The following is an 11,628-nucleotide window of genomic DNA, read 5'->3' on the forward strand; positions in this document are numbered from 1 at the left end:
ACACGATGGCCAGCAAGCTGGAAGCGCTCGCGCAGTGGGTCGATGAAGTTGCCGCCCTGACCCGCCCCGCGAAGATTCACTGGTGCGACGGCTCGGATGCCGAATATCAATCCCTGGTGCAGGAGATGCTGGCCGACGGCACCCTGATCGAACTGAACCAGCAGACCCATCCGGGCTGCTACCTGCACCGCTCCCACCCCACCGATGTGGCCCGGGTCGAACACCTCACCCTGGTCTGCCACCCGAACCGGGAAGACTCGGGCCCGAACAACCACTGGATGGACCCGGCCGAAGCGCACGCGAAGATCGACGCCCTGTTCGACGGCTGCATGGCAGGCCGCACCATGTACGTGATCCCGTACTGCATGGGCCCGATCGACTCGCCGCTGTCGCGCTGCGGCGTGGAGATCACCGATAGCCCGTACGTGGTCGCCAACATGAAGATCATGACCCGCATGGGCGCCGCCGCGCAGGCGCGCATCGAGCGCGAGGGCAGCTTCGTCAAGGGCCTGCACTCGAAGGGTGAACTCGACCCCGAGCGTCGCTGGATCATGCATTTCCCGGCCGAGCTGTCGATCAAGTCCTACGGCTCCGGCTACGGCGGCAACGCCCTGCTGGGCAAGAAGTGCCACGCACTGCGCATCGCCTCGAACCAGGCCCGCACGGAAGGCTGGCTGGCCGAGCACATGCTGATCGTGGGCATCGAGAACCCGCAGGGCGAAACGCACTACGTCGCCGCCGCGTTCCCCTCCGCCTGCGGCAAGACCAACCTCGCCATGCTGATTCCGCCGGAAGGCTACCGCCAGGCCGGCTGGAAGGTGTGGACCGTGGGCGACGACATCTGCTGGATGCGTCCCGGCGCGGATGGACGGCTGTATGCAATCAACCCGGAAGCGGGTTTCTTCGGCGTGGCGCCGGGCACCAGCAACGCCACCAACCCGAACGCGCTGAAGAGCATTTCGCACGACACCATCTTCACCAACGTGGCCGTCACCGCCGACAACCAGCCGTGGTGGGAAGGCCTGCCCGGCACGCCGGTCACCGACTGGCAGGGGCGTCCGCATGACCCGGCCAATGGCCCGGCCGCGCATCCCAACTCCCGCTTCACCGTCAGCGCGAAACAGTGCCCGACCTGGTCGGAAATAGCCGAGGCGCCCCAGGGCGTGCCGATCAGCGCAATCGTGTTCGGCGGTCGTCGCCCCTCGCTGCTGCCGCTGGTGATGGAATCGCGCGACTGGACGCACGGCGTGCTGATGGGCGCCGCGATGGGTTCGGAAACCACCGCCGCCGCCACCGGCGCGGTCGGCGTGCTGCGCCGCGACTCGATGGCGATGAAGCCGTTTGCCGGCTATCACTACGGCGACTATTTCGCGCACTGGCTGTCGTTCGACCAGCCAGGCGCGAAGCTGCCGAAGGTGTTTCACGTCAACTGGTTCCGCAAGGGCGCCGACGGCAAGTTCCTGTGGCCAGGCTTCGGCGACAACCTGCGCGTACTGGAATGGATGATCGATCGCGCCGAAGGCCGCGTCAGCGGCGTGGAGACGCCGATCGGCATCCTGCCGGCCGAAGGCGAGCTGAAGCTGGACGGCCTCAAGCTCGACCAGGCGCAACTGGACGAACTGCTCGACGTGGACCAGGCCGGCTGGCAGGCCGAACTGGCCGCCATCGGCGACTACCTGCAGACCTTCGCCCCGCGCCTGCCCGAGTCGTTGCACCGGGAGCAGCAGCGGGTTGCCGACGCACTGGACAGCGCCGCTGACCAGCCGCGCCGCGAAGCAGCGGCGTCCTGAACTGACCGATCGCGGGCAGGCCGCCACGGCCTGCCCGCGCGGCTTCAAACCCTTTCGCGCGGTGGCGCATCCAAGCTGGCAAGATGAACGCCGCCTGCCCCGCTCTCGGAAGCACCATGTCGCCTGCCCCAGCGGGAACCAACGACAGCGATGACGTGCGCGCCGCCGCTGCCGGCGACCGCCGCGCGTTTCAACGGCTGTACCAGTTGCACGTGGGGCGGGTGCACGGCGCGGTGTACCGGCTCGCCGGCTACGACCATGCGCGCGCCGAGGATCTCACCCAGGATGCCTTCATCCGCGCGTGGCAGAAGCTGCCAGGCTTCCGTCATGAAAGCGCGTTCGGCACCTGGTTGTACCGGCTGGCGGTGAACGTGGCGCTGATGGACATCCGCGCCCGCGGCGCCGATCCGGTCAGCATGATGGACGAGGAAGACCTGCCCGATGCCGGCAGCACGCCGTTCTGCGCCGCCGAGCGCGAGGAGCTGGAACATGCCGTGGGCAAGCTGCCGCCGCGGGCCCGCGCGGTGCTGGTGCTGCACGACGTCGAAGGCTGGAAGCACGAGGAAATCAGTGCCGAACTGGGCATGGCGGTGGGCACCTCGAAGGCGCAGTTGCACCGCGCCCGCGGCCTGCTGCGCAAGGTATTGGGAGAAAGCTCATGAATGAATTCGAATGGCGTCGACAGATGCGCGAGCTGCGCCAGCCGGTGTCGCCATCGCGCGACCTCTGGGCGGGCATCGACTCGGCGCTCGATCAGGCCGAACACCGCGACGGGAGCGCAGGCAGCCATGCCCCCGCGCATCGGCGACGCTGGCTGTTCGGCGCGGCACTCGCCGCATCGCTGCTGCTGGCCGCCGGCATCGGCTGGCACGCCACGCGCGGCCCGGCCGACATCGTGACCACCCGGGTCGCCGCGAACACCACCTCGTGGAAGCCGTCCGACCCACGGCTCAGCGGCGCCGCCATCGAACTGGATGCCGCCCGCATGGAGCTGCAACTGGCGATCCGGCAGGCGCCTGACTCGCTCGCGCTGCAACGTCTGCTCGGCCGCACCGAACAGCAACAATCCCAACTTCGCCAACTGGCCAACCAGTCCGGCTGATATATCAAGGAACAAGCATGAAAACCGCACGCTATCTTCCGTTGCTGCTGTGCTTCTGCATCGGCCAGGCCCTGGCCGACACGCCGATCAACCTGCACCACGACGCCTCGGCTAACGCCAGGGTCAGCATCAGCAACGTCGCCGGCACGGTGAACGTGATCGCCTGGGATCGCAACGAGGTGCAGGTCAGCGGCCGCCTCGGCGAGGGCGCCAAGCCATTGGCGATCACCGGCAGCAAGGACCACCTGGAAATCAAGGTGGAACCCAAGGGAAGCTCCGGCGGCTGGTTCAACTGGGGCGGCGACAACAACATGTCCGCCACCACGCTGGAACTGCACGTGCCCAGGGCCGCCTCGCTCGAGGTCGACGTGATCAGCGCACCGCTGGTGATCGACGGCATGGACGGCGGCAGCATCGAGGTCAACACCGTGAGTGGCAAGGCGCGCATCAATGCACGCACGCCCTCGCTGACGGTGGACAGCGTCAGCGGCGGCATCGAGCAGGCCGGGCATGCGGACAAGGTCGAACTGCAGACGGTCAGCGGGGACATCCTCGCTCCCTCGCTCGGCAACCAGGTCGAGCTGCAAACCATCTCCGGACGCATCCAGGCCAGCGGGGGCCCGTGGCAGAAACTCACGCTCAGCACCGTGTCGGGCAATGTGCAATTGAACGGCGGGCTGACCGCCGGCGGCAGCATCGATATCGACAGCATGAGCGGCGACGTGCAACTGCAGGTCCCCGCCAGCACGGACGCCAGCCTGCACGCCACCAGCTTCAGCGGCAATCTGCGCAGCGACTTCGGCACGGCGACGCAGCCCGAACACGGCCCGGGCAGTTCGCTCGATGCCCGCCTGGGCAACGGCCAAGGCAAGATCAACGTCGAGACCTTCAGCGGTGACCTGCGCGTGCGTCGGCAGGATTGAACAGGCCAGGCGTGGCCCAGCCCGCCACGCACAAATGAAAACGCCGTCGCGCAAGCGACGGCGTTTCTGTTCGGGCTGCGACGAGCGCTGCCGCGTCGCTCAGAGATCCTGGTGGTACTGCACGTATGGCGTACGCGACTGGTCCGGCTCGGGACCCACCGGCGTGTTGGCCGGCGTACCGGAGGACCACAGGTTCTGCGCGCCGACGCTCAGCGAGCCGCGCCACGGCAGGCGCCATGTCACGCCCAGATCGATGCTGTTCCAGCGGCGATCGGCGTTGAGGTCGCCGGGAATGGCCACTTGCGGCTGCATCGTGCGCCCCGTCAGCACACCGCTCAACGAGCCGTGGTCGACACCGAAACTCAGCACCTTCTGGTCCAGCGTATCGACGCCGAGCAGATTGCCGGGAAGCAGGTGGATGCGGCCGACGCTGGCCCCCAGGTCGATGCCGCTCTTGCTGCCCAGTGCGAGCCGGCCGCGGGCATTGAGCTGCGCGCTGTTGTCAAAACTGGAAAGGCCATCCACGCCCGGCGCCGCACCCGGCAGGACGCGCGGCAACACATTGCCCGCGTTCGGTGCGCTGTTGGTGCCCACGCTGACGCCCACGCTGTAGCGGCCGGTCGCATAGGTGGCGCCCACTTCGCTGCCGCGCAAACGCTGCCCCGGATGGGTCCAGGAAAGCTCGCTCACCTCGGCATGCGCCTGCAAGCGGGGGCCGAGGCCGTATTCCACACCGGTGCTGGTCACGCTGGACCCGTCCAGCACGCGCAAGGCCAGCGGAGAATGACTGGCCATGGTCTCGGCCGTGCTGCTGCGATCGGTCTTCAGCGACAGCACGTGGCCATCGGCCGTGCGCCACAGCGGCACCAGCATGCCCGCTTCCGCCTGGGTGGCGGAGGCCGCCGGCTGCGCCAGCAGATCATCGGCCATCCTGTTGTCGGCGCCCACGGACTGACCGGCCGCGGCAAGCGGCAACGCAACGGTCAGCAGGAGGGCGGAGAGGCGGCGCATGGTCGGAAACCGGTAACTCACTCGAGCGAAAGCGTGATTGGGTGCAAGTGTACCTCGTTTTACGTTTTACTAACACCCTGAAAAGCTGCCGAAACGCACATATTGGGACTCGGCGAGGACATTCGACCCCTGACCCGCGCCGGGGTTCCCCGGCTCGACGCTAGCGGCGAAGCGGGCTTACACGATATAAAGGCGTGTCGTCCCGGCTCAACCAGGTCGTCCCGGAAGCAGCCTTTAGCCTCATGAGCGCCACACCGACGATCCGCCCCTCTTCGTCACCACCGGTGTCGCGAGACCCTGCGGCCCTGCACGCGGCGGTCGAACGCCTGTTCGAGGCGGCGGATGCCGCCGGCGTGATGGAGATTTGCGAGCTGGTGCTGACCCATTTCGGTGTCCAGGGACATCTGCGCTGGCGGCGGCGGGACGAACAGGTCGCGCACCTGGCCGGCCAGCTGGACCTCGCCGAAGACCCGCAAGGTTCGCGCACCCTGATCCTGGAATGGGCCGACCTGCCGCTGGCCGATGTCACGCGCGACCAGCTGGAGTGGCTGGGTCGGCTGGCCGACATCCGCCTGCGCCAGCTTGCCGAGACCAGCCGCCTGTACGAGGCCATTTCGCGCCTGGCCCTGGCCGAGCGCCTGCAACGCGCGCTCTACGCCATCGCCGAACAGGCGGGCGCCGGGCACGACATGCCCGAGATGATGCGCTCGCTGCATGCCATCGTCAGCAGCCTGATGTACGCGGAAAACTTCTACATCGTGCTGTACGACGCGGCAACCGACACGGTCCGCTTCCCCTATTACGTCGACATCGCCGACACCGATCCGCCGCCGCCGGACCAGAGCGTGCCGATGCACGAGCTGCTGCACAGCCTGACCTGGAACCTGTTGCAGGAAGGCCGGCCACTGATGGGTTCCATCGACGAGCTGAGGCAGCAGTTCGGCGACCGCTTCGTGCTGGTCGGCCCCAGCTGCGAGCACTGGCTCGGCGCACCGCTGCTGCGTGCCGGTCGCGTGGTCGGCGGCATCGTGATGCAGAGCTACCGGCCGGATACGCATTATTCGCGGCACGACCTGGACCTGCTCAACTACGTGGCCCAGCACGTGCAGACGGCGCTGGAACGACGCGAGGCGCACATCGAACTGGGCCGCCGCGTCACCGACCGCACGGCGGCGCTGCGCGAGGCCAACCGCGTGCTGCGCCAGCAGGTGCTGCAGCGGCAGCGCGGGGAACGCCTGCAGGCGGCGCTGTTCCGCATCGCGGAACTGGCCAACACCGCCGAAAGCCTGGAGAAGTTCTACGCCGCTACCCACCAGGTGATCAGCGGCCTGCTGTACGCGCGCAATTTCTACATCGCCCTGGTCGACGAGGAAAGCGGGCAGCTCACCTTCCCGTATTCGGTGGACGACATCGACAACGTGCGCCCACCACGGGCGCATGGTCGCGGCGCGACGGAATACGTGCTGCGCCATGCGAAGCCGCTGCTGGCGACGCCGGCCGAGATCGAGCGACTCAGCGCGCTCGGCGAGATCAGCCATTTCGGCACCCGCTCGGTGTGCTGGCTTGGCGTGCCGCTGATCTGGGGCGGCAAGGCGACCGGCGTGCTGGCGCTGCAAAGCTACTCGCCCGAACACACCTACAACGAGCGCGACCAGGAACTGCTGACCTTCGTCAGCTACCACATCGCCAACGCGCTGCAACGCAAGCAGGCGGCAACCTCGCTGAAGCAGGCCTACGCCGGGCTGGAACGCCGCGTCACCGAACGTACCCGCGCCCTGGCACTGGCCAATCGCGACCTGCGTGAACAGATCGCCGAGCGCGAGCGCGTCGAGCGCCGGTTGAAGTACGAGACGCTGCACGACTCGCTGACCGGCCTGCCGAACCGCACCCTGCTGCTGCAACGCCTCGAACAGGCGATGCAGCGCTACATCGCCAGTCCGAACGAACAGTTCGCGGTGCTGTTCATCGACCTGGACCGCTTCAAGGTGATCAACGATTCGGTCGGGCACCTGGTCGGCGACGACCTGCTGTTCCAGGTGGGTGGCCGGATTCGCGCCTGCCTGAAAACGCGCGACGTGGTGGCGCGGCTGGGCGGCGACGAATTCGCCGTGCTGCTGGAAGGCATCGTGGACACCGCCAAGCCGATGCTGATCGCCGATCGCATCATCAGCGAACTGCAGACGCCGTTCCGGCTCGGCACCAAGGAGATCTTCACCTCGGCATCGATCGGCATCGCACTGTCCAGCCCGCATTACCGCCAGCCCGAGGAGCTGCTGCGCGACGCCGACGCGGCGATGTACAACGCGAAGGATGGCGGCCGCCACCGCGCGGCGATGTTCGACGACCGCCTGCGCCGCGAGGCGCTGTCGCTGCTGGACATGGAAAGCGACCTGCGCCACGCGCTCAGCCGCAACGAATTCGAGCCGTTCTATCAGCCGATCGTGGAACTCTCCGACGGGCGCGTCACCGGCTACGAGGCGCTATTGCGCTGGCATCATCCCGAACGCGGCCTGCTGTCGCCGGGCGATTTCCTGCTGATCGCCGAGGAATGCGGCTGCGCCGAGGCAATCGACTGGCAGATCTTCGAGCAGGTGTGCACCCAGGCCGTGCGCCTGATCGGCACCGAAGGCTTCATCAGCATCAACGTGTCCGGCCGGCACTTCCGGGTGGCCGATCTCGACCAGCGCCTGCTGGCGCTGTTCAACCAGTACGCCGTGCCCACCCGCTGCATCCGCATCGAGGTCACCGAGCATGCGCTGCTGGAGAATCCGACCCAGGTCAAACAGATGCTGCAGAACCTGCGCAGCCACGGCGTTGGCATCGCGCTGGATGACTTCGGCACCGGCTATTCCTCGCTCAGCTATCTTCACCAGTATCCGTTCGAGACGCTGAAGATCGATCGCTCCTTCATTACCGAGCTGCCGCCGGACGACACCGAGACCCAGGGCCTGGCGCTGGTGCGCGCGATCCAGGTGCTGGCCGACTCGCTGCAGATGAAGGTGATCGCCGAAGGCATCGAGGAAGAGTCGCAACGCCAGGCGCTGATGCGCGTGGGTTGCCGCTACGGCCAGGGATTCCTGTTCGCCCGGCCGCAACCGGCCAGCACGTGGCTCAGTGCGGACAAGCCCCTGCTGCTGGCCTGAAGCAGTTCACTGGGCGGTATCCGGCGCCGCCGGCGCCGCACTTTCACTGAGCAGATGCTCGGCATCGATGCGGTCGAAGTGGTAGCGCTGCGCACAAAACTCGCAGATCACCTCGATCTCGTTGTCGCGGGCCAGCAGGGCCGCTTCCACTTCCTCGCGACCCAGCGAACGCAGCATCGCCGTCACCCGTTCGCGGCTGCAGCTGCATCCGAATGCCAGTGGCCGGGGTTCGAACAGGCGCACCGACTCCTCGTGATAGAGGCGGTACAGCAGCTGCTCCGGCGCAACGCCCAGCAACTCCTCCACGCCCAGGGTCGCGGTGAGCTGCAGCACGCGGTTCCACGCATCCTCGTCGTGCACGGCGTCGATGCCACCCTCGCCGGGCATCTTCTGCAGCATCAGCCCGACGGCGTGTTCGCCATCAGCGGCCAGCACGATGCGCGCCGGCAACTGTTCGGACTTCACGAAATAGTCTTCCAGCGAATCGGCCAGGCCGGCGTGCCGCAACTCGACCAGGCCCTGGTAACGCTGGCCGCGATCCACGTTGCCGATGGTGATCGCCATGATCGCATCGGACAATGCGTCCAGTGCCAGCGGTGCAGGCAGGGGTTCGCTCCAGCGTGCCAGTCCGCGCAGGTGTCCCTGATCGTTGCACTCGGCAAACAGCAGGCGCAGCGCGCCGGAGCTCTTCAGTTCCAGCGACAGCGCGCCATCGAGCTTGATGTTGCCGGTAAGCAGCGCGCTGGCCGCCAGCGCCTCACCAAGCAGGCTGCGCAGTGGCAGCGGATACTCCGCGCGCGTGGCCACTTCGCGCCAGGCCGGTCCGAGCCGGACCAGCGCCCCGCGCACGCCGGCGCGTTCCAGCAGGAAGCGATGCAGTACGTCTTCGACAGGCAGGTTTTCCACAGGCGGTGATTCCGTTTCGATTCAATCGGCCGAGATGGGGTCGCCATGGCGCCCGCACAACGCCCCTTATACTGCCAGTCATGCCCGCCTTGTTCAGCCATCCCCTGCTTCGTCGCCTGCTGCGATCGCTCGCCATTCTGCTTCTCGGCTGGCTGGCGCTGAGCTGGCTGCTGGTGCTGGTGCTGCGCTTCGTGCCGCCATGGACCTCGGCCGTCATGCTGGAACGGCAGCTCGGTGCCCTGATCCATGGCGAGAAGGACTTCCACCTGCGCCATCACTGGGTGCCGTGGAGGCAGGTTTCGCCCTGGGTGCCGCTGGCGATGGTGGCCGGCGAGGACCAGAAGTTTCCCTATCACCACGGCTTCGACCTCGACTCGATCCAGGACGCCCTCGATGCCGCCGATGACGGCAAGCGCCTGCGCGGCGCCAGCACGATCAGCCAGCAGACCGCCAAGAACCTGTTCCTGTGGAACGGCCGCAGCTTCGTGCGCAAGGGGCTGGAGGCGTACTTCACCGTGCTGATCGAGCTGACCTGGCCCAAGCAGCGCATCCTCGAGGTGTACGTGAACATCGCCGAGCTGGGCGATGGCGTCTACGGTGTCGGCGCAGCCAGCGATGTCTATTTCCACACCACGCCGGCACGACTGGGGCCGGCCCAGGCCGCCCGTCTGGCCGCGGTCCTGCCCAGTCCGCGCCGCATGCACGCGGACCGGCCAAGCGCCTACGTGCAGCGCCGGACGAACTGGATCCAGCAGCAGATGATGCAGCTGGGAGGAACCGGCTACGTCGAGGGCCAGGCCCCTGCACATCCGCCACGCCGGAGCCGCTGAATCCGGCGGCGGCCACGGGCTTCCTGCCGCGCGCCACGATTCACAACTTCACTACACGCGCGAACGAAGGCAGCGCTAGACTCGGCATCGGACAGCCCGTCCGTAGCCGAATGGGGATCCGCGCATGACCCAGGTCAAACATCTGCTGCAAGGCAAGGGCAATGCGATCTACCGCGTTGCACCGGAAACCCCCGTGCTCGAAGCGATCAAGCACATGGCCGAGCATCGCGTCGGCGCGCTGCTGGTGATGCATGGCGAGAAACTGGTCGGCGTGATGTCCGAGCGCGACTACGCGCGCAAGGTGATCCTGCAGGGCCGCTCCTCCTCGCAGACCGCGGTGTCCGACATCATGACCGGCACCCCGCTCACCGTCGGCCCCGACACCGACGTGTTCGACTGCATGCGCCTGTGCACCGACAGCCGCATCCGCCACCTGCCGGTGGTCGAAGGCGACACGGTGGTCGGGGTGATCTCCATCGGTGACCTGGTCAAGGCGGTGATCGATGCGCAGGCCGAGCAGATCGAGCATCTGGAGCGTTACATCACCAGCTGAGATTCGGGAGAGCACCGCCTCAAAGCGGTGCTTTCGCATCCGCGTTCGCGCGCACCTTTTCTTCCGGTTCCAGGTCGGGCGACCAGCCCGCACGGCGGGACACCAGCGTCGCCAGCGCCGCGACACCCGCGCCGGCGAGGGCCAGTCCGCCGATGCCCCAGCCCAGCATCCGCAGCCAGCTCACCGCGCTGGTCACCACCAGGTCGCCGAAGCGCCACACCGCGGTCTCGACGAAGTTCTTGCCCTTGTAGCGCATCTCGCGGGGCACCCGCGTATACAACGCATCCACCGCGGGCTTGGTCATGCCATAGGCAAAGCCGCGCGTGATCACCAGCATCACCGCCAGCAGCAAGGGCACGCTGTAGCCGAAGAAAGAAACGCTGCCGCTGCCGATCAGCGCCACCGCAGCGAGCAAAACCAGATTCACCAGCGACGGCACGACCAGCCCCCAGCCGGCGCCGCGACGCACCAGCAGCCACGGTGTGATGCTGAGCTGCAACGCTGCGCCAAGCAGGTTGGTGGCCAGATCCAGATTGTTGTAGAACGCCGTACGCGCCACGGCATCGGCGAAATTCGCCTTGGCGTAATCGGCCACCATCGCATACGCCAGCGTGCCGATGCCGTCACCGAACAGCATCAGCAAGGCCATGTAGCGCAGGAAGGGATGCGACCACAGTTGCTTGATGCCAGCCCACAACGAGCCGCCGATCACCTCGTCACCTCGGCTGCCGGGCTGCCGATCGTGACTGGCGGAAAGACGCAGTAACAGGATCATCGACGCGGTCAACGACACCGACGACACCAGCAGCAGTGGCGCGACGCCGATCAGATGCACCAGCAGCTTGGTCACCAGCGGCCCGAAGATCGCACCGGCCATGCCCCCCAGCGCGATCAGCGAGAACACGCGCCGCGCCTGGCCGCTGGAAAAGATGTCCGCCATGAAGCTCCAGAACAGCGACACCACGAACAGGTTGAACACGCTGACCCAGACGAAGAACACCACGCCCAGTTCGCGCGCACCGATCCGGTCCTGCGCCATGAAGGCCGGCACGAACCCGAGCAGGCACACGATGAAGAAGCTGTAGCTCCAGCCCAGCAGCTGGCGACGCGGGAAGCGCGCCACCAGGGCACCGAACAGCGGCGTCATCAACAGCATCACCACGAACACCGCGCCGTAGAACAACGGCAGCGACTGCGAGCCGACCGCGCCGCTCAACTGGTCACGCACCGGCCGGATGATGTAATACGAAGTCATCACGAAGAAGAACGCCAATGCGGAGAGCATCGGCGCTGCAGCTTGTTTCACCATGGTCCGACGATACAGACTCACTTCGCACATCCGGCGTGGGGCGCGGCAAGCCTAGCACGCG

The 11,628-nt window shown here is 67.0% G+C and carries 10 protein-coding genes; 7 read left to right on the forward strand and 3 right to left on the reverse strand.

The window, feature by feature from the left end; translation table 11 throughout:
* Positions 1-5 precede the first annotated feature (5 nt).
* The 4 genes from I6J77_RS14610 (at position 6) to I6J77_RS14625 (ending at position 3,815) form a co-directional block, all read left to right on the forward strand.
* Positions 6-1,790: a phosphoenolpyruvate carboxykinase (GTP) gene (locus I6J77_RS14610; RefSeq protein ID WP_204109567.1), complete on the forward strand. Its 1,785-nt coding sequence runs from the start codon at positions 6-8 to the stop codon at positions 1,788-1,790.
* A 116-nt stretch (positions 1,791-1,906) separates the two neighbouring features.
* Positions 1,907-2,452 (forward strand): RNA polymerase sigma factor, encoded by a 546-nt coding sequence (locus I6J77_RS14615; RefSeq protein ID WP_204109568.1) that lies wholly within the window; start codon positions 1,907-1,909, stop codon positions 2,450-2,452.
* Complete coding sequence (locus tag I6J77_RS14620) at positions 2,449-2,892, forward strand: hypothetical protein (protein WP_204109569.1); 444 nt, start codon at positions 2,449-2,451, stop codon at positions 2,890-2,892. The genes I6J77_RS14615 and I6J77_RS14620 overlap by 4 nt, the downstream gene beginning before the upstream one ends.
* Before the next feature lie 17 nt (positions 2,893-2,909).
* Positions 2,910-3,815, forward strand: a complete 906-nt coding sequence (locus I6J77_RS14625; protein ID WP_056766791.1) for a DUF4097 family beta strand repeat-containing protein — start codon at positions 2,910-2,912, stop codon at positions 3,813-3,815.
* A gap of 99 nt (positions 3,816-3,914) precedes the next feature.
* Here the strand turns inward: I6J77_RS14625 and I6J77_RS14630 are convergent, their stop codons facing one another.
* Positions 3,915-4,826 carry a hypothetical protein gene (locus tag I6J77_RS14630; RefSeq protein ID WP_056766789.1) on the reverse strand — a complete coding sequence of 304 codons (912 nt, stop codon included), beginning with the start codon at positions 4,824-4,826 and terminating at the stop codon, positions 3,915-3,917.
* Between the two features lie 242 nt (positions 4,827-5,068).
* Here I6J77_RS14630 and I6J77_RS14635 point away from each other — a divergent pair, with 242 nt between their 5' ends.
* Positions 5,069-7,969: an EAL domain-containing protein gene (locus I6J77_RS14635; protein ID WP_056716261.1), complete on the forward strand. Its 2,901-nt coding sequence runs from the start codon at positions 5,069-5,071 to the stop codon at positions 7,967-7,969.
* Between the two features lie 6 nt (positions 7,970-7,975).
* Here I6J77_RS14635 and I6J77_RS14640 read toward each other — a convergent pair whose 3' ends face one another.
* Positions 7,976-8,875, reverse strand: a complete 900-nt coding sequence (locus I6J77_RS14640; protein ID WP_204109570.1) for an Hsp33 family molecular chaperone HslO — start codon at positions 8,873-8,875, stop codon at positions 7,976-7,978.
* An 80-nt stretch (positions 8,876-8,955) separates the two neighbouring features.
* Between I6J77_RS14640 and mtgA the strand changes: the two genes are divergently transcribed.
* Positions 8,956-9,705 carry a monofunctional biosynthetic peptidoglycan transglycosylase gene (gene mtgA, locus I6J77_RS14645; RefSeq protein ID WP_204109571.1) on the forward strand — a complete coding sequence of 250 codons (750 nt, stop codon included), beginning with the start codon at positions 8,956-8,958 and terminating at the stop codon, positions 9,703-9,705.
* A 124-nt stretch (positions 9,706-9,829) separates the two neighbouring features.
* Positions 9,830-10,258: a CBS domain-containing protein gene (locus I6J77_RS14650; RefSeq protein WP_056716269.1), complete on the forward strand. Its 429-nt coding sequence runs from the start codon at positions 9,830-9,832 to the stop codon at positions 10,256-10,258.
* Positions 10,259-10,277: 19 nt separating this feature from the next.
* On the opposite strand, the gene I6J77_RS14655 is transcribed toward I6J77_RS14650, so the two are convergent.
* A complete protein-coding gene (locus I6J77_RS14655; protein ID WP_204109572.1) occupies positions 10,278-11,543 on the reverse strand; it encodes an NTP/NDP exchange transporter in 1,266 nt (421 codons plus the stop codon).
* Positions 11,544-11,628 lie beyond the last annotated feature (85 nt).

The sequence above is a fragment of the Rhodanobacter sp. FDAARGOS 1247 genome (assembly GCF_016889805.1).
In the GTDB taxonomy this organism is placed as follows: domain Bacteria; phylum Pseudomonadota; class Gammaproteobacteria; order Xanthomonadales; family Rhodanobacteraceae; genus Rhodanobacter.

Bases quoted from the DNA above. Each gene is read 5' to 3' on its own strand.
- I6J77_RS14610 (WP_204109567.1), top strand. From the start codon at position 6: ATGGCCAGCAAGCTGGAAGCGCTCGCGCAGTGGGTCGATGAAGTTGCC.
- I6J77_RS14615 (WP_204109568.1), top strand. From the start codon at position 1,907: ATGTCGCCTGCCCCAGCGGGAACCAACGACAGCGATGACGTGCGCGCC.
- I6J77_RS14620 (WP_204109569.1), top strand. From the start codon at position 2,449: ATGAATGAATTCGAATGGCGTCGACAGATGCGCGAGCTGCGCCAGCCG.
- I6J77_RS14625 (WP_056766791.1), top strand. From the start codon at position 2,910: ATGAAAACCGCACGCTATCTTCCGTTGCTGCTGTGCTTCTGCATCGGC.
- I6J77_RS14630 (WP_056766789.1), bottom strand. From the start codon at position 4,826: ATGCGCCGCCTCTCCGCCCTCCTGCTGACCGTTGCGTTGCCGCTTGCC.
- I6J77_RS14635 (WP_056716261.1), top strand. From the start codon at position 5,069: ATGAGCGCCACACCGACGATCCGCCCCTCTTCGTCACCACCGGTGTCG.
- mtgA (WP_204109571.1), top strand. From the start codon at position 8,956: ATGCCCGCCTTGTTCAGCCATCCCCTGCTTCGTCGCCTGCTGCGATCG.
- I6J77_RS14650 (WP_056716269.1), top strand. From the start codon at position 9,830: ATGACCCAGGTCAAACATCTGCTGCAAGGCAAGGGCAATGCGATCTAC.
- I6J77_RS14655 (WP_204109572.1), bottom strand. From the start codon at position 11,543: ATGCTCTCCGCATTGGCGTTCTTCTTCGTGATGACTTCGTATTACATC.